Source organism: Tepidiphilus margaritifer DSM 15129 (assembly GCF_000425565.1).
GTDB lineage: Bacteria > Pseudomonadota > Gammaproteobacteria > Burkholderiales > Rhodocyclaceae > Tepidiphilus > Tepidiphilus margaritifer.
Genome location: NZ_AUDR01000014.1, coordinates 257,112 through 274,708, shown reverse-complemented (window position 1 = coordinate 274,708; position 17,597 = coordinate 257,112). Strand labels below are relative to the sequence as shown.

16 protein-coding genes and 1 tRNA gene are annotated in these 17,597 nt (G+C 67.1%); 1 reads left to right on the top strand and 16 read right to left on the bottom strand.

Translation table 11 applies throughout. The features are described 5' to 3' along the window. Nucleotides 1–80: 80 nt before the first annotated feature. Complete coding sequence (putA, locus tag H607_RS0103920; protein ID WP_037989442.1) at nt 81–3,719, bottom strand: bifunctional proline dehydrogenase/L-glutamate gamma-semialdehyde dehydrogenase PutA; 3,639 nt, start codon at nt 3,717–3,719, stop codon at nt 81–83. A gap of 32 nt (nt 3,720–3,751) precedes the next feature. Further along, nucleotides 3,752–4,669 (bottom strand): tRNA glutamyl-Q(34) synthetase GluQRS, encoded by a 918-nt coding sequence (gluQRS, locus tag H607_RS11625; RefSeq protein WP_037989440.1) that lies wholly within the window; start codon nt 4,667–4,669, stop codon nt 3,752–3,754. Between the two features lie 67 nt (nt 4,670–4,736). On the opposite strand from gluQRS, the gene H607_RS0103910 reads away from it, so the two are divergent. After that, entirely contained in the window at nt 4,737–5,648 is a 912-nt protein-coding gene (locus H607_RS0103910) for an alpha/beta fold hydrolase (protein WP_083961924.1), read from the top strand. Nucleotides 5,649–5,658: 10 nt separating this feature from the next. Here the strand turns inward: H607_RS0103910 and H607_RS0103905 are convergent, their stop codons facing one another. The 14 genes from H607_RS0103905 to H607_RS0103840 form a co-directional block, all read right to left on the bottom strand. Continuing rightward, nucleotides 5,659–6,240 carry a glycine zipper domain-containing protein gene (locus tag H607_RS0103905; protein WP_037989437.1) on the bottom strand — a complete coding sequence of 194 codons (582 nt, stop codon included), beginning with the start codon at nt 6,238–6,240 and terminating at the stop codon, nt 5,659–5,661. Between the two features lie 129 nt (nt 6,241–6,369). Continuing rightward, entirely contained in the window at nt 6,370–7,131 is a 762-nt protein-coding gene (locus H607_RS0103900) for an SIR2 family NAD-dependent protein deacylase (RefSeq protein WP_028874349.1), read from the bottom strand. Nucleotides 7,132–7,185: 54 nt separating this feature from the next. Then, nucleotides 7,186–8,118: a DMT family transporter gene (locus tag H607_RS11620; RefSeq protein ID WP_051240627.1), complete on the bottom strand. Its 933-nt coding sequence runs from the start codon at nt 8,116–8,118 to the stop codon at nt 7,186–7,188. Nucleotides 8,119–8,135: 17 nt separating this feature from the next. Next, nucleotides 8,136–9,227: a redox-regulated ATPase YchF gene (gene ychF, locus H607_RS0103890; protein ID WP_028874348.1), complete on the bottom strand. Its 1,092-nt coding sequence runs from the start codon at nt 9,225–9,227 to the stop codon at nt 8,136–8,138. Further along, a complete protein-coding gene (pth, locus tag H607_RS0103885) occupies nt 9,227–9,847 on the bottom strand; it encodes an aminoacyl-tRNA hydrolase (protein ID WP_028874347.1) in 621 nt (206 codons plus the stop codon). The genes ychF and pth overlap by 1 nt, the downstream gene beginning before the upstream one ends. A 14-nt stretch (nt 9,848–9,861) precedes the next feature. Beyond that, nucleotides 9,862–10,497 (bottom strand): 50S ribosomal protein L25/general stress protein Ctc, encoded by a 636-nt coding sequence (locus H607_RS11615; protein ID WP_051240626.1) that lies wholly within the window; start codon nt 10,495–10,497, stop codon nt 9,862–9,864. A 78-nt stretch (nt 10,498–10,575) separates the two neighbouring features. Beyond that, complete coding sequence (locus H607_RS0103875; protein WP_028874346.1) at nt 10,576–11,529, bottom strand: ribose-phosphate pyrophosphokinase; 954 nt, start codon at nt 11,527–11,529, stop codon at nt 10,576–10,578. 87 nt (nt 11,530–11,616) lie between these two features. Next, a tRNA-Gln gene (locus H607_RS0103870) sits at nt 11,617–11,693 on the bottom strand. A gap of 22 nt (nt 11,694–11,715) precedes the next feature. Then, nucleotides 11,716–12,558: a 4-(cytidine 5'-diphospho)-2-C-methyl-D-erythritol kinase gene (gene ispE / locus H607_RS0103865; protein ID WP_051240625.1), complete on the bottom strand. Its 843-nt coding sequence runs from the start codon at nt 12,556–12,558 to the stop codon at nt 11,716–11,718. Further along, nucleotides 12,555–13,130: an outer membrane lipoprotein LolB gene (locus tag H607_RS0103860; protein ID WP_083961923.1), complete on the bottom strand. Its 576-nt coding sequence runs from the start codon at nt 13,128–13,130 to the stop codon at nt 12,555–12,557. Before H607_RS0103860 ends, ispE begins: the two co-directional genes overlap by 4 nt. Further along, nucleotides 13,127–14,845: a tetratricopeptide repeat protein gene (locus H607_RS0103855; RefSeq protein ID WP_028874343.1), complete on the bottom strand. Its 1,719-nt coding sequence runs from the start codon at nt 14,843–14,845 to the stop codon at nt 13,127–13,129. The genes H607_RS0103860 and H607_RS0103855 overlap by 4 nt, the downstream gene beginning before the upstream one ends. Nucleotides 14,846–14,970: 125 nt before the next feature. Then, nucleotides 14,971–15,915, bottom strand: coding sequence for a metal ABC transporter substrate-binding protein (locus H607_RS0103850; protein ID WP_037989433.1), 945 nt, complete (start codon nt 15,913–15,915; stop codon nt 14,971–14,973). 12 nt (nt 15,916–15,927) lie between these two features. Continuing rightward, nucleotides 15,928–16,800, bottom strand: a complete 873-nt coding sequence (locus H607_RS0103845; protein WP_028874341.1) for a metal ABC transporter permease — start codon at nt 16,798–16,800, stop codon at nt 15,928–15,930. Next, entirely contained in the window at nt 16,797–17,567 is a 771-nt protein-coding gene (locus tag H607_RS0103840) for a metal ABC transporter ATP-binding protein (protein ID WP_028874340.1), read from the bottom strand. Before H607_RS0103840 ends, H607_RS0103845 begins: the two co-directional genes overlap by 4 nt. Nucleotides 17,568–17,597: the final 30 nt, after the last annotated feature.

The following is a 17,597-nucleotide window of genomic DNA, read 5'->3' as shown; positions in this document are numbered from 1 at the left end:
GGGTAAGAACGGCGCTCGGAGGGGGTGCGGCGCGAAGGATAGCGTGCGCCGCGCTGCCTGCCTATTGGGGTTTTCCCGCCTCAATCCTCCAGCGTCATGAGGCTCGCGTTGCCGCCCACCGCGGCCGTGTTGATGCTGAGGCTGCGCTCATGGATCAGCCGCTCGGGGCGGTAGGGCGGAGTGAGCAGCGGCACGATCGGCCCGGGACGCTCGGCAAGCCGCCTGCGCCACAGGGCGGCGAGCGCGGCTTCCCCCTCGAAGAGCAGCAAATCGATGGGTTCGGCGAGCAGGTCTTCGCTCAGGCGGCAGCGGGCTTGCAGGGAAGCCGGCAGGTCGTGCCGGATGCGCTCGGTCTGCGGGTTTGCGGGCAGCACGAGCGGGGCGCCGTTGGCGAACGCCGTCACGATCTGGCCGGCGTAGCCCTCGGGCGTGGTGGCGAAGCCGCCGATGAGATGGCGCGGCAGGAAGCGCAGGCGATTCTCCTCTCCCGTTGGACCGGGCAAGAGCAATTCCTTGCCGACGAGCGAGCGTCCGCGCCAGGCTTCCAGCGTTTCGAGGAGCCGCTGCCTCGTTTCGGTGCCGAAGAGCGCTTCGCCACGGGCTTCCAGCCAGTCGCGCAGCGGGCCCAAGTCTGGAGGTTCGTGCAGGAGCCGGGCCTGGGGAAAGCGCGGCTCCGGGGCGCGCGCGAGCAGCCGCAGCAGGTAGAGCGGCCCGCCGGCCTTGGGGCCGGTGCCCGAGAGCCCCTCGCCGCCGAAAGGCTGCACGCCCACTGCGGCACCGATGATGGTGCGATTGACGTAGAGGTTGCCGACGTGGGCGCGCCGGGCGACGAAGTCTACGGTGGCGTCGATGCGGCTGTGCACGCCCATCGTCAGCCCGTAGCCCGTGGCGGAGATCTCGTCGAGCAGGGCGTCGAGCGCTTCGGCGCGGAAGCGCTTCACGTGCAGGATGGGGCCGAAGTGCTCGCCGCCTATGTCCTCGATGCGGTCGATCTCGATCATGGTGGGGGCGACGAAGGTGCCGGCGGCGCAGGCCGGCGGCGGCTCCAGGCGATGGACACGATGGCCGGCGCGGGCCATGCGCTCGACGTGCGCTTCGAGCGCGGCTTGGGCTTCGGCGTCGATCACGGGGCCGACGTCGGTGCGCAGGTCCCGTGGATCGCCCAGGCGCAGCTCGCGCAGGGCCCCGAGCAGCATGGTCAGGGTCTTGTCGGCGATTTCTTCCTGCAGACAGAGCACGCGCAGGGCCGAACAGCGTTGTCCGGCCGAGTCGAAAGCGGAAGTGATCGCGTCGGCCACCACCTGCTCGGTGAGGGCGCTCGAGTCGACGATCATCGCATTGAGCCCGCCGGTCTCGGCGATGAGCGGCACTTCTTCCTCACGCCCGGCGAGCGTGCGCTGGATGGCACGCGCCACGGCGGTGGAACCGGTGAACATCACGCCACGGATGCGCGGGTCGGCCACTAGGCGTGCGCCCACCGTCTCGCCGCGTCCCGGCAGCAGCTGCAGCGCTTCGCCGGGGATGCCCGATTCGTGCAGCAGCCGCACGGCCTCGAAGGCGGTGAGCGGCGTCTGCTCGGCGGGTTTGGCGAGCACGGCGTTGCCCGCCGCGAGCGCCGCGGCGATCTGGCCGATGAAGATGGACAAGGGAAAGTTCCACGGGCTGATGCACACCACGGGCCCCAAGGGTTGGAGCTCGGGCGCTTCGGTGGCGAGGCGACGGATCTCGGCGGCGTAATAGCGGCAGAAATCGACCGCCTCGCGGATCTCACCCACGGCATCGGCCCAGGTCTTGCCGGCCTCGCGCACGATGAGGGCAAGCAGCGCATCGGTATGGGCTTCGAGGGCATCGGCTGCCGCCTCGAGTCGTCGGGCGCGCTCCGGCGGCGGGGTTTCGCCCCAGCGGGCACGGGCGGCGATCTCGAGGGCCGCCTCGATCGCCGGTTCGCCGGCTTCGATCGCCTCGCCGAGCAGGTCGGACCTGTCGGCCGGGTTGCGGCAGGGCAGCCCGACGGCTCCTTCGCGCACCGTTCCCCCCACGAGCGGGGCGGCCGTGCGCCGGATCGTGTCCTCGGCGGCGATGCGGGCCGCGAGCCGGCGCTGGGTGGGGCGATCGGCGAGATCGAGTCCCAGCGAATTGCGCCGCTGCGGCGCGAAGAGCTCGGGCGGCACGGGAATGTTGGGGTGCGGCGCACCGCCCAGCGCCCGGGCGCGCGCCACCGGGTCGGCGATCAGGGTCTCCAGGGGCACGTCGGCGGCGATGCGGTTGACGAAACTGGTGTTGGCGCCGTTTTCCAGCAGGCGGCGCACGAGGTAGGGCAGCAGCGTCTCGTGGCTACCCACTGGCGCATAGATGCGTACCTGTCGGTGGCGCTCGGGGTGTCCGACGAGCGACTCGTAGAGCGGCTCGCCCATGCCGTGCAGGCATTGGAATTCGTAATCGCCCGGCTGCCAGCGCTCGCCGGCCAGGTGAAAGACCGCCGCGAGCGTATGAGCGTTGTGCGTGGCGAATTGGGGATAGATCACGTCGCGCGCGGCGAGCAGCCGTTTGGCGCAGGCGAGATAGGAAACGTCGGTGTAGACCTTGCGCGTATAGACGGGATAGCCCGTGAGCCCGTCGACCTGGGCGCGTTTGATCTCGCTGTCCCAGTAGGCGCCTTTGACGAGACGGATCATCAGCCGGCGCTCGCGCGCACGGGCCCGGGCCACCACCCAGTCGATGACGAAAGGGGCGCGTTTCTGGTACGCCTGCACGACGAATCCGAGCCCTTGCCAGCCGGCGAGCTCGGGATCGGTGAGCGCCGCATCCAGCAGGTCGAGCGAGAGTTCGAGCCGGTCGGCTTCCTCGGCGTCGATGTTGAGTCCAATGTCGTAGCGCTTGGCGAGGTGGCACAGCTGCAGCAGGCGCGGCAGCAGCTCGGCGAGCACACGGTCGGGCTGCGACCAGTGATAGCGCGGGTGCAGGGCGCTCAGCTTCACCGAGATGCCGTTGCCGTCGACCACGCCGCGTCCGGCATCGCGCCGGCCGATGGCGTGGATGGCGTGTTCGTAATCGGCCAGATAACGCGCGGCGTCCTGCGCCGTCATCGCCGCTTCGCCCAGCATGTCGAAGGAGTAACGGAATCCTTTCTGTTCGAGCGGTTGCACGCGCTCGAGCGCTTCTTCGATCGTGCGGCCGGTGACGAAGGTCTCGCCCAGCAGGCGCATGGCCACGTCCAGCCCTTTGCGCACCAGGGGCTCGCCGCCGCGCGCGAGCAGGCGCGTGAGTGCGGAGGAGAGTGCCTTTTCCTCGGCGAGGGCGACGAGCTTGCCGGTGACGACCAGGCCCCAGGCAGCGGCGTTCACGAAGATCGAGCGGCTGCGACCCAGATGCTCGCGCCATTGTCCACGGGCGAGCTTGTCGCGGATGAGCGCATCGCGCGTGGCGACGTCGGGGATGCGCAACAGCGCCTCGGCCAGGCACATGAGCGCCACGCCCTCACGACTTGAGAGGCTGAATTCGGCCATCAGCGCGGCCACGCCGCCCTGCTTTCGCTGGCGCTCGCGCAACGCCCGGGCGAGCTCGGTGGCCAAACCTTCGATGCGCGGCAAGAGTTCGGCAGGCAAGGTAGCCTCGTCGACTCGGGCCGGTACGCAGTCCGGCTCGGGTGGCCGGGTAGCAAGCGCGATGATGTCGCGCCGGGGGTCCGCGGGGGCCGCGGACGGGGGAGTGAAGCTCATGGCGTCTCCCGCAGGATCAAGGGGTGCGCCGATTATAAAGTATCTGGATGGTAATATTGACGGATTGCGGGCACCTGGCCGATGTTCCAGTGCGCCACCGCCCAGGCGAGGAGTTCGGCAGGCGGGGCGCCACGCAGTTCCGCCGGCGGCGCATGGCCGAGAAAGTCGAGCGCCTGGACGAGACGCACGCTCGCCTCGGCGGCCTCCAACGGGCGGGCGAGCGTTTGCTTCGAGAGTTTGTCGCCGCGCGCGTCGACGGCCACCGGCAGATGCGCGTAGCACGGCACGGGCAGCCCCAGCGCACGGTGCAGGGCGATTTGGCGCGCGGTGGAACCGAGCAGGTCGGCGCCGCGCACCACGTCGGTCACGCCGCCGAGCGCGTCGTCGATCACCACCGCGAGCTGGTAGGCGAAGACGCCGTCGGCGCGCTTGATGACGAAGTCGCCCACCTCGCGCGGCAGATCCTCGGCGACGCGCCCCTGGATACGATCGTCGAAACTCACGCAGCCCTCGGCACGGAAACGCCATGCTCGCGCCGCTTTGCCCGGCGGCAACCCCTCGCGGCAGGTACCGGGGTAGAGCGTGCTGCCGTCGATCGCCCGCGGCGCCTCGGCGAGGTCCTTGCGGCTGCAGCCGCAGGGGTAGAGCCAAGCACCCTCGCGCAACCTCGCGAACGCGGCCTCGTAGTGCGCCAGATTTCGGCTCTGGTAGGCGACTTCGCCGTCCCAGGCAAAACCGTAGGCTTCGAGCGTGCGCAGAATATCCGCATCCATCCCGGGGACGACGCGCGCCGCATCGAGATCGTCGATGCGCACGAGCCAGCGCCCGCCGCGCGATCTCGCATCGCAATGGCTCGCGAGCGCCGCCAGCAAGGAGCCGAAGTGCAGCCGCCCGGTGGGCGAGGGGGCGAATCGGCCGACGACGGATTCAGGGGCGACAGGGTTCGTCATGCGATCTGGCGATGAGAATGAAAAAATGGCAGGTCCCATCCTACTACGGACCAAAGGAGACGGAAAAATGGAGAAACCCGTTGCATACCGGCCGCGACACACGCCGCGCATCCGGCAGTTGCCGCTGCGTGGTCTGGAGTCGTGCGTGCGCGAATGGGGGCCGGAGGCAGGGCTGCCCGTGTTCCTATTGCACGGCTGGATGGACAGCGGCGCCACCTGGCAGTTCGTGGTCGATGCGCTGCTCGATCATCCGCTACCCTACCGCTTGATCGCCCCCGACTGGCGCGGCTTCGGCGATAGCGCCTGGTGTACCCACGGATACTGGTTTCCGGACTACCTGGCGGATCTGGAAGCGCTGCTCGACGCGCTCGCGCCCGGGAAAGACGTGGTACTGGTCGGTCACAGCATGGGAGGCAACGTCGCCGGACTCTATGCCGGCATTCGCCCGGAACGCGTGCGCGCGCTCGCCCTGCTGGAAGGCTTTGGTCTGCCCGAACATCGCCCCGAAGAAGTGCCCCAGCGTTATCGCAGCTGGCTCGACCAGCTCGCAGCGCCGCCCACCTTGAACGCCCCGGAATCGATCGAGGAATTCGCACAGCGCCTGTGCCGGCGGCACCCTCGTCTGCCGCTCGATCGGGCGCGCTTCGTGGCCGCCTGCTGGCTACGGCAAGCCCCCGACGGACGGCTCGCCTTCCGCGCCGATCCGCGGCACAAGATCCTCAATCCCATCCTCTATCGCCTGGAGGAAGCCAAGTCCTGCTGGCGCGCCGTCACCGCGCCTTGCCTGTGGCTATGGGGCGAAGAATCGGAAATCCCGCGCCAGCTCTCCGCCGATTGGGAGGCGCGCAAGGCGTGTTTTCGCCACTGGGAGGGACGGTCGATCGCCGAAGCGGGACACATGATGCACCACGAACAGCCGCAGGCCGTGGCGCAGGCGCTGGGGGAGTTCATCGAACGGGCAGTGCAGACGCCAACCTGAGACCGTCGGTTCAGTCGATCACTTCCCAGCGACCTTCACCCACGGCGCACGCCTTGCCGCGGACTTTCTCCTTGCGCCCGTCGCGTGTGATCACCGTCTCGTAATGACGGCACTTGCGCCCATCGCGGACGAATTCATCCAGCGGGGTGACGGCATAGGTAACGCCATAAGGAGTACGCCAGCTCACGGTCTGTCCCCGTTTACCGAGCTCCAGCGTGTGCCCGAAACAGGCCCGATCCTCTTCGTCCATCTGGCGTCCCAGTTCGGCGCCGAGCACAGCGCCGAGGACGCTGCCGAGGATGATCGCCGCCGCCCGACTGCCGCCCTCGCCGATTTGGCTACCCACGGCGGCGCCGGCCATTCCGCCCAGCGCGGCACCGAGCGCCTCGCGATTGCAGCGGCCAGCGTAGATGCCGAAATCGTTGCCCCATTTTTTCCCCGAGTACCCTAGGTAAAGGGGATCATGCTGTTTGCGCCAACCGTGGGCCGGTGCCCAAGGGGGTGGATCGGCGGAAGCAGTGGTAAGCATCGTAGCGGATAGAAAGGCGGCTGCGGCGGTGATCAGGAGGCTTCGGGAGAAGTGGCGTTTCATCGGCAAATTCCTATAGAATGACTTGGTTATATGGAATAAGGATTGTCGCTTACCTTTGGCCATCCAGTTTTTCAAGGCGGACGGTCGATCTGCGGGGTTGGCAGCAGCGGCTCTCACTGATCTCTGGATTTACCCCTCCCTCGCCCGCGCTCCGGCCACGATCCGTGGCAGGAGCGTGGCCGCATCGCCACGCAGGCGGTAATCGACGAGATGCGAGACGGCGGTTCGTTCCGGGTTGATTTCTACCGTAGGTATGCCGGCGCTGGCGGCGAGCGCCACCGGTTCGGCGATGTAGGGAAAGAGGCTGGTGGTGCCGATGGTGAAGACGAGATCGAATCCGCGTGCGAGCTCTTCTTCAAGTCGTTCCACGGCCAATCGGGGAAGGGGCTCACCAAAGAGCACGACCCCGGGACGCAGCACTGCGCCGCACTGGGGACAGCGCGGCGGAATCGGCAGGCGCCCCCAATCCCCTGCCGGACGGGTATGGGCGCAGGTGGTGCAATAGAGTTCGCGCAAGTTGCCGTGGATTTCGATGACTTGGCGGCTACCCGCCTCGAGGTGCAAGCCGTCGACGTTCTGCGTGAGTACCACCGCGTGCGGCACTTCCGCAATGGCGCGGTGCGCGGCGTTGGCACGTGCGTGCGCCAGCCGGCAGGCCATGCGCGCAAGCTCGCGCCAAGTGAGTTCCGGCCTTGCCTGCAGCATGTGCCCGGACAGCACTTCTTCGTAAGGCAAGCCTTCCTCGTTGACTCCGTCGGCATAGAGTCCGCCCGTGCCGCGGTAGGTGGGCAATCCGGAGGCTGCCGAGATACCGGCTCCGGTAATGAAGAGCGGCCGGCGGGAGGCCGCGAGCAGTTCGGCGATTTCTTCCAGGATATGCGTTTCGGTCATGACGATCGTTTCCTTGCGAACGATGATTCTAGGTGGATCGTCGGACCAAAAAGATCAACCGCGGTTCGCGCGCCCGCGGCGATGGCGCAAGGCGTCGTCGAGCGTGGCGGCCACCAGGCCGGTGAGGATGAATACGAAACCGGCGAGGTCGTTCCACGGCAGCGTCTCGCCCAGCATGGCCATGGAGGCGAGATAGCCCACCAGCGGCACGCTCAGGGTGGCGAGGCTGGTGGTGATGGCGGGCAACGCCCGCGTGACGGTGATCATCGCCCAAAAACAGAAAGCGGTGGTGATCGGCCCGTTGTAGAGCAGGATGGCCCACAGCGGGGTTTCCCAGCGGATGTGGGCGACGTCTTCCAGCGCGAGGGAGAGCGGCAGCAGAACCAGGGCCGCGATGCCCATCTGCCAGGGAGCGAGCGAAAGCGGCGTGCCGCGCCAGCGATGGCCCCGTACCTGCACGATCAGTACCGCCCACAGGAGCGCCGCGAGCAGCAGCGCCCCGTTGCCGAACAGCACCTGAGGATCATGCCAATCGAAGGCAAGCGGATTGAAGAGGATCAGCACGCCGGCAAGCCCTAGGGTGACGCCCAGCAGCCGCAGACGGGTGAGCGGCTCGCGCAGCCGCCACACGGCGAGCGGCAACACCCATAGCGGTGTGGTATAGGCGAGGATGGCCGAACGACCGGCGGAGACGTACTGCAAACCGACGTTGACCAGGGCGCTGAAAGCGGCCATCTGCAGCAAACCCACGCCGAGCACCACCGGCCAGTCGTCGCGGTGCGGCCACTGCAATTGCCCGCGCCAGGCGGCCACGGCGGCGAGAATGGCGGTCCCGAGCACCATGCGCGCCGCGGCAAACGCGATTGGCGGGATGTACTGCAGCCCGTATTTCATGATGGGCCAGTTGGCCCCCCAGAGGATGACGACGAGCAGCAGCAGGGCCCAGGCGCTACGCGGAGAAGGGGGGGCGGGATCGGACGGCGACATGGTGCTTCGGCCTGCGCTTAAACGTTGAACAGGAAGTGGATCACGTCGCCGTCCTGAATCACGTAGTCCTTGCCCTCGGCGCGCATTTTGCCGGCTTCCTTGGCGCCGTGTTCGCCGCCGTAGCGGATGAAATCTTCATAGGCGATGGTTTGGGCGCGGATGAAGCCGCGCTCGAAGTCGGTGTGGATGACGCCGGCGGCCTGCGGGGCGGTGGCGCCGATGGGAATGGTCCAGGCGCGTACTTCCTTGACGCCGGCGGTGAAGTAGGTCTGTAGGCCGAGCAGGCGGTAGGCGGCGCGAATGAGCCGGTTCAGGCCAGGTTCTTCCAGCCCCATCTCGGCGAGGAAGGCTTGTTTGTCCTCGTCATCGAGCTCGGCGATCTCGGCTTCGATCGCGGCGCAGATGGGGACGACTTCGGCCCCCTCGGCGGCGGCGTGTTCGCGTACGGCTTCGAGCAGGGGGTTGTCGGCGAAACCGTTCTCGCTCACGTTCGCGGCGTAGAGCACGGGCTTGGCGGTGAGCAGAAAGAGGGGCTTGAGGAGCGCCTGCTCTTCCTTGGTGAGTGCGAGCGCCCGCACCGGTTTGCCGGCGTCGAGTTGGGCGTAGGCGCGTTCGAGCACGGCCACCAGCGCCTTGGCGTCCTTGTCGCCGGCCTGTGCCGGTTTGCGCCAGCGGGTGAGGGCCTTTTCCACCGTGGCGAGATCGGCGAGCGCGAGCTCGGTGTCGATCACCTCGATGTCGCGCAAGGGATCGACACCGCCAGCGACGTGTACCACGTTGGGATCCTCGAAACAACGCACGACGTGCACGATGGCGTCGGTCTCGCGGATGTTTGCGAGGAACTGATTGCCCAGCCCCTCGCCCTTGCTCGCACCGGCCACCAGTCCGGCGATGTCGACGAATTCGACGATGGCCGGGACGATGCGCTGGGGCTGTACGATGCGGGCGAGTTCGGCCAGGCGCGGGTCGGGGACTTCGACCACGCCCACGTTGGGTTCGATGGTGCAGAAGGGGTAGTTGGCCGCTTCGATCCCCGCTTTGGTAAGCGCGTTGAAGAGGGTGGATTTGCCGACGTTGGGTAGTCCGACGATGCCACAGCGCAGACTCATTACTTTACTTCCTTGTCTGTTGGGCCGCTCTTGGGCGGTTTGGTTTTGGCGTTGATGCGCCCCATGGCGCGTTCCCACTGCCCGGCGGCGATGTCGGGCCAGGCGGCGAGCGCGCGCTCGATGGCCTCCTCGATCGCCTCGCGCTCTTCGGCGCGGGGGGGCTTGAGCACGTAGTGGATCACCGCGTCGCGCTGCCCCGGATGACCGATCCCCAGGCGCAGACGCCAGAAGCGGTCGGTACCGAGCGCGGCTTGGATGTCCTTGAGGCCATTGTGGCCGGCGTGACTGCCGCCGAACTTGAGGCGCACCTGCCCGGGGGAGAGGTCCAATTCATCGTGGACCACGAGGATTGCTTCGGGTTCGATGCGAAAGAAGTGTGCAAGGGTTCCCACCGCCAGGCCGCTGCGGTTCATGTAGGTGGTGGGCAGCAGCAGCCGTAGCTCGCCTGCGCGGCCGACGAGACCGTGGAAGCGGGACTCGGGGGCGAGCGTGATGCCGAGCATGTCGGCGAGGCGCTCACAAAACCAAAACCCGGCATTGTGCCGGGTCTGGGCGTATTCGGCCCCGGGGTTGCCGAGGCCGACCACGAGGCGCGGTGCCGCGCCAGGTCGCTGTGTCATGGCTGCAGTGGGGCTCAGGTGGCAGCCGATTCGCCGCCTTCGGTACCGGTTTGCGCTTCGCCTTCGCCCTCGCTCTCGCCTTCACCGCGTATCTTGAGCGCGGTGGCTACGACCGGATCGCCCTCGCCGTGGTATACGATCTCGACGCCAGGGGGCAGGGTGAGCTGCGATAGATGCAGCGACTGTTCGGGCTGCAGGCCGGAGAGATCGACGGTGATGTATTCGGGCAGATCTTTGGGCAGGCAGCGCACTTCCACTTCGGTGAGCACGTGGCTGACGATGCAGCCGCCGAGTTTGACGGCGGGGCTTTCTTCGGCGCCGACGAAGTGCAGCGGCACGTTGAGGTGGATTTTCTCGTCGGCCGAGACGCGCTGGAAGTCGACGTGCAGCACGAGCGGCTTGTAGGCGTGCCATTGGGTGTCGCGCAGCAAGACGTTCTCACGCTCACCATCGATTTCGAGCGTGAGGATGGAGGCGTGGAACGCCTCGTTGTTGAGCTGGTGGTAGAGCTCGTTGTGATCGAGTGTGATCGGCTGGGGGGCTTTGTCGCCGCCGTAGACGATACCGGGCACGCGGCCGGCACGACGCAGGCGGCGGCTCGCACGCGATCCCTGCTCGGTTCTCCGGCTGGCTTTCACGGTGATTTGCATCGAAGTTTCTCCTTGCGGTTGCTGGGTGCCGCCCGCGACCAGGCGGCAGGGTATCCGGCCCACGAAGGGCCGGGAAAACTAGACTTCGTTGAAGAGCGAGCTCACCGACTCTTCGTTGCTGATGCGAAGCAAGGTGTCGGCGATGAGCGCGCTCACCGAGACTTGGCGAATCTTGGGGCAGGCACGGGCATCGTCGCGCAGCGGGATGGTGTCGGTGACCACGAGTTCGTCGAGTTCGGAATCCTGGATTCGGGCGACCGCCGTGCCGGAGAGCACAGGGTGGGTACAGTAGGCGAGCACGCGCGTGGCCCCGTGTTCCTTGAGGGCTTGGGCAGCCTTGCACAGGGTGCCGGCGGTATCGACGATGTCGTCCATGATGACGCAGGTGCGCCCCTTGACTTCGCCGATGATGTTCATGACTTCGGAGACGTTGGCCTTGGGGCGGCGCTTGTCGATGATGGCGAGGTCGCAGTCGAGGCGCTTGGCAAACGCGCGGGCGCGCACCACGCCGCCGACGTCGGGCGAGACGACCATGAGGTTCTCGTAGCGTTGTTTTTCGAGGTCGTCGAGGAGCACGGGGGTGGCGTAGATGTTATCCACCGGGATATCGAAGAATCCCTGGATCTGGTCGGCGTGGAGATCCATGGTGAGCACGCGCTGCACCCCTACGGCCTGCAACATGTTGGCCACGACCTTGGCGGTGATGGGGACCCGCGCCGAGCGGGGGCGTCGGTCTTGCCGCGCATAGCCGAAGTAGGGCAGGGCCGCGGTGATGCGCCAGGCCGAGGCGCGCTTGAGCGCATCGACCAACACGATGAGCTCCATGAGGTTGTCGTTGGTCGGGGCGCAGGTGGGCTGCAGGATGAAGACGTCCTGACCGCGGACGTTTTCCAGGATTTCGACGTTGATTTCTCCGTCGGAAAAACGGCCGACCGTGGCCGCTCCCAGCGGGATTCCCAGGCGCCGCACCACGTCTTGTGCGAGCTTGGGGTTGGCGTTGCCGGTGAAAACCATCATGCTGCCGCGAGGCATGCGTATTCTCCGCACCCGAGTCCGTCGTCACGGGACCAGACCCGCGAAAGTCGAAACGGGCAGGCGAGAGGCGCCTGCCCGTCGTGTTGGCTGGGGAGGAAGGATTCGAACCCTCGAATGCCGGAATCAAAATCCGGTGCCTTGACCAGCTTGGCGACTCCCCAAGTAACCGGTTCGCAGCGGCGCTCAGAACCAATCATGGAGCGGATGGCGGTGCAGCGTTCGCGCGACTTTTGCCTGCCAGCCCGAAGGGACTTGGGCGGCGATGCGCTCGGCCTCGGAGGGCTCCGCGAATTCGGCGAACACGCAACTGCCCGATCCGCTCATTCTGGCCGTTCCGGCATGCCGGGCGAGCCATTCGAGCGCCGCATCGACTTCTGGAAACAACGCTCTTACCACCGGTTCGAGATCGTTTCGCAGAGGCGTCGTTGCGAGAGACGCTATTGTGCCAATGGGGGTATTCCTTGTCAAGCGGGGCGAGGCGAAAACCTGGGCTGTGGAGACGTGAATACCTGGCCACACGACCACGAACCAGCGCTCGGGACCAGGATAAGGGGTGAGACGCTCGCCGATCCCCTCGACGAAAGCGTCTTCGCCGAAGAGGAAGAAAGGGACGTCGGCGCCGAGCTGCAGGCCGAGTTCCATGAGCTGGGTACGGGAGAGCCCTCCGTTCCAGAGGCGGTTGAGGGCGATCAGGGTGGTGGCGGCATCCGAACTGCCTCCGCCCAAACCGGCGCCCGTGGGCAGGACCTTGTGCAGGGTGATGTCGACGCCGTAAGGGGTGCCGAGTCGCGACTGGAGCAGATGGGCGGCGCGCAGCGTCAGATCGGCCGATTCGGGCACGCCGGGGACCTCGTGCGTGCGGCGGATGAGCCCGTCGTCGCGGCGCTCGAAGTCGAGCATGTCGCTCCAGTCGATGAGGCGAAAGTGCGATTGCAGCAAATGGTAGCCATCGGCGCGTCGACCGACGACGTGCAGGAAGGTGTTGAGCTTGGCCGGGGCCGGACAGCCTGTTAGGCGCTCGCTCATGGTTCGGAACTCCAGCCGTCGATCAGGAGCACGAGGCGGGCGGCGCCGCGTTCGATCGTCAGGCGCCGGGGGCGGGCATCTTGCCAGGAATCGAAGGTGACGATCCAGCCGGAATGCCAGACGCGATAGGGCCTGCCTGATTCGTCGCGTTCGATCCGATCGGGCACGGGGCCGGGATCGCCTTGGACCCAGGCGGTGAGGGCGGGGAGCGGGGGCGGAGCAAAACCGAGGAGGGGTTCGAGCAGTGTCGCGGCGTCGGTTTCGTGCCGCTCGCCTTCGGCCGTGGCGAGCGTGGCATTGCCGTCTTCCAGGGTGAGCCGCGCCAGCGTCTGGCCGGTAGGGGAGAACAGGGAGAGTTCGGCGCGGCTCGGCGTGTGACTCCAGGAAAACGCAGTGGCGAAGCGATGCTCTCCGTCATCGGCGGCGAGCCGTCCGGTGAGATGGAATCGGGTGAGCAGCGGCGCAGAGCTTGCGGTTTTCGGCTCGGGGGCGTTTCCGGGGACGGTGGCGCAGCCCATGGGCAGCAACAGCGCCGCCATGAGCGCGAATCGTAGCGTTGCAGGAAGAATCATCGCCCTTGTTGGTGCAGCCAGCGCTGCACGCGGCGCAGCGCTTCGGCATCGGGCGAGCGGCCGATCGCCTGCTTGAGCAGGGCTTGCGCTTCTTGGGTACGTCCGAGCACGGTGAGGACCTCGACCAGATGGGCAGCGATCTCGGGGTCGTACTGACGGCGATAGGCGCTTTGCAGCAGCGTCAGCGCTTCTTCGGGGCGGCCTTGGCGATAGCGCAGCCAGCCGACGCTGTCGAGGATGAAGGGGTCGTTGGGGGCGAGTTCGAGCGCCCGGGTGAGGAGTCGCTCGGCTTCGTCGAGGTCGCGGTTGGCATCGGCGAGCAGATAGCCCAGGGCGTTGAGACCATGAGCATAGTCGGGGTGCAGCGCGACGAGTTTGCGCAAGTAGCCTTCGGCGGCTTCGTGCTGGCCGAGTTTTTCTAGGATCATGGAGTATTCGTAGAGAAGCTCGGGTTCGTCGCCGAGTTCGGCGATCGCTTCGTCGACCCAACGGCGGGCGTCTTCTAGCCGACCGGCGTCTTGCAGCAGGCGGCTCTTGAGGAGCACTTCCGTCTTGGGATCGAGCACGGCGCGGGTCTGGTCCAGCGTGTCGAACGCCGCTTCGATCTTGCCTTGCATGGCCAGGGCGTCGGCAAGGAGCCGTTTGCTCTCGTCCTCCAGCTGGGGATTGGAGATCTTGCGCAGCTCGAATTCGGCGCGCCGCGGCTGGCCGGCAGTGAGGTAGAGCTGAGCGAGCTGCAGGCGCAGGAAATCGGGATTGTTTCCCCCTTTGGCGATGGCGCGCTTGAGTGCGGAGATGGCGCGATCGAGCCGGCCCGTGCGCTCGGCCATCAGGGCCACGGCTTGCAGCAACTGGGTGTCGTCAGGGGCGTCGGCGAGCAGTCTTTCGAGGTGCTGGAGGGATTCTTCTTCGCGTCCTGGAGTGACGGCGAGGTGCTTGGCGAGCGTGAAGCGCACGACGCGCGCGTAAGGGTGTTCTTGCAGGTAGGATTCGAGACGGGTGATGGCGGTTGCGGTGTCGCCCTGTTCGCCGAGGATCTCGGCCCACAGCGCCAGCGCGAGATCCCAGTCGGGCCGCAGGGTGAGGGCGTGCTCGGCCGCTTGACGCGCGGCCGGGAGGTCACCGGCGCGGCGGGCGGCTTCGGCGCGGGCCAGATGTGCTTCGGGATATTCGAGGTAAGGGGTGGTGGCGAGCTCGACGATGCGGCGGGCCATCTCGGCATCGCCCAGCTCGTCGAGGGCGGCATTCAGCCCGAGGAGGTTCTGCGGCAGTTGCTCGGGATGGCTTTTGAGGATTTCGTCGAGTTGTGCCAATACGGCTTTTTCGCGCTGGGCGTCGAGCTCGGCGCGCATGCGCTCGAAGCGCTCGATGGCTTCGGTATCGGGTTCGAATTGGCGCCATAGGGTGAGGGCGCGGTTGAGGGCGTCGCTCTGGCGGGTGATGGCGGCGATCTCGGCGGCGCGGCGGGCGAGTTGGGCCGAGCGGGCGTGGCGCGCCGCGAGCAGGAACGCCTGGGTGGCCCGGCCGTACTCTTGCTGGCGCAGGGCGATCTCACCGATCAGGGTCCAATAGACTGTTTCGCCGTCGAGCTCTTCTGCCGGCGATTCAGCCGGTGCGGCGGTGTCCATGGGAGGGTGGGGCGACTGGGCGAGCGCGCAGGTACAGGCCGTGGCCAGGCCCAGCGAAAAGAAGAGACGGCGAAAGCGACGGTTCATGGCACCTCGACAAGGGGGAGGGCCGGATCGGTGAGAAGTTGCGGCAACGAGGCCGTTTGGCCGATCACGGCCGGCTTTTTGCATAGGATAGCGCAAAACGGTCGATCCGCGCTGCTCGGCCTCGTTCAGGAGGCAGGGGACGCCGCCAGGGCCTCATAGAGCGTGCGGGCGTTGACTTCGATGAGGTCGCGATAGGTGGGGGCGGGGCCTGTCGGGCCGCTGAGGGCATCCGAATAGAGGCGTCCGCCCACGGTGAGCCCTGCTTCACGGCGCAGTTGCTCGACGAGGCGGGGGTCGGAGACGTTCTCCAGAAAGGCGACGCGGATGCCTTCGCGCCGGGCGCGGTCGGCGAGCGCGGCAAGGGCCTTGGCGCTGAGCTCTCCATGCGGAACCACGCCCTGGATGCCGATGAGCTCGAGACCATAAGCGCGGGCGAGGTAGCGGAACGCATCGTGATTGGTGTAGGCGCGACGCGATTCGGGAGGAAGGGCGGCAAAGCGTTCGTGCCATTCGCGCCACAGGGATTCGATGCTATTCGCATATTCAGCGGCGCGTCGCCGGTAGTCGTCGGCGTGCGCGGGGTCGTACTGGGCCAGCGCTTCGGCCAGCTTGGGCATCGCCTTGGCCACGAGGCGCGGGTCCTGCCAGAAATGGGGGTCGAAAGCGCCGTGGTGGTGGTCGTCATCGTGCTCGTCGTGTGTGTCTCCGGCGGGCAGGAGGTCTTCGGGGGGTAGCAGCTCACCCAACATGACGATCTTTTTTTTGCCGGCGCTGCGGGCGAGTCGTTCGACCCAGTCGTCGAATCCCAGGTCGATGCGGACCACGACGGCCGCTTCCTTGATGGCGCGGGTGTCCGAGGGTTTGGGTTGGTAGCCGTGCGCATCGGCGTCCGGGCCGATCAGGGGGACGACTTCGACCAGTTCTCCCCCTACTTGGCGTACCCAGTCGGCGGCGATGGAGAACGTGGCGACCACGCGCAGGGGGGCTTCTGCCCGGGCGCTCAGGGAGGCAAGAGAGAGGAGTGGAGTGAGGGCGAGCGTGAGGAGGACGCGACGGCGGGCGATGGGCATGGGGCGCTCCGGTCAGTTTTCGAGGTGGCGTTTGCGCGGATGGCGCTGGCGTAGAAAGCCATGAGGGGCGAGGAAGAGCGAGACGAGATAGGGCAGCGCGAGTGCGAGTGCGATGGCAGGGCCGGCGGGGAGGTCCCAGCGAAACGACGCGACGAGCCCGAGGTAACTGCCCAGGGCGCCGCAGCCGGCGGCGAGCACGAGCGCTTTCCCCAGGCCGTTGACCCACAGGCGGGCGGTGGCAGCGGGCAGAATCAGCACGCTGATCGCCAGCAGGGTGCCGATGGCATGGAAGGCGGCTACGAGGTTGAGTACCACCAGGACGAGGAATCCGTAGTGTGCCAGCGCCGACAGGCGCGGGCTGTGGCGGCGCAGGAAAGGGGCGTCGAAACATTCGAGCACGAGGATGCGCCAGCCCAGGGCGAGCAGTACCAGCGTGGTGGAAGCGACCAGGGCGATGAGCGCGAGCGTGTCGCGGTCGATCGCGAGGATGGAGCCGAAGAGCAGCTGCAGCACGTCCACGGGGCGGCCGTGCGCCGTCATGAGCAGGATGCCGGCGGTGAGCGAGAGGATTTGGAAGGTCCCCATGGCGGTGTCCTCGAAGAGCACCGAGTGGCGCGCCGCCCAGCCGGTAGCGATCGCCACGAGCACGCCTGCAGTCAGCCCGCCCAGGGTCATCGCGCCCAGGGACAGGCCGGAGAAAAAGTAGGCGGCGGCCACACCTGGGAGCACCGCATGGCTCATCGCGTCGGCCATGAGGCTCATGCGGCGCAGCATGAGGAAGACGCCCACGGGGGTGGCGCCCAGCGTGAGCATCAGGGCGCCGGCGAGCGCCCGGCGCATGAAATCGTAGTCGGCAAAGGGGGTGAGGAGCTGGGGCAAGGTCATGAGGCAACCTCGTCTTTTTCCTCGTCCGCGGGCAGAGGGCAAGGGGCGGCATGCTCGTCGAAAGCTTCCGCATGATGTCGGGCTCGTTCGAGGTGCTCGGGGCTCAGCACCGCTTCGGTGGGGCCGAAAGCGACGAGCTCGCGCGCGAGCAGCAAGGTCAGAGGGAAGTAGCGACGCACTCGCTCGAGATCATGCAGCACGGCGATCACCGTGCGCCCTTCTTCGTGCCAGCGACGGATGAGGGCGAGGAATTCTTCTTCGGTGGACTCATCGAGTGCGTTGAACGGCTCGTCGAGCAGGATGAGCCGGGCATCCTGCACGATGATCTGGGCAAAGCGCACCCGCTGCAATTGACCCCCGGAGAGCGATGGGAGCGGCCGATGCTCGAATCCTTGCAATTTGACCGCCGCAATGGCTTCCGCCACCCGGCGGTGCGCCGCCTTGTCGAAAGCGCGCCAAGGACCGAGCCAAGGCCAACAGCCCATGGCTACCGCGTCGTGGACGTCGACGGGAAAATCCAGGGACCACGTCGGCTGCTGCGTGAGGTAGGCGAGTCGTTGCCGGTACTCGGGCGGCAGACCGATGCGACCGGTCATGGGCTTGAGCTCGCCGGCGAGCACCTTGAGCAGTGTGGATTTGCCGGCGCCGTTGGGGCCGGCCACGGCGAGCAGCGCGCCGCACGGAATCGTCGCGTGCAGGTGATGGATGGCCGGATGGCGGCCGTAGCCGGCCGTGAGGTCGTACAGGACGATGGCCGGGGTGTTCATCGGGTCCCCCAAAAGTAGAGCAGCCAGATG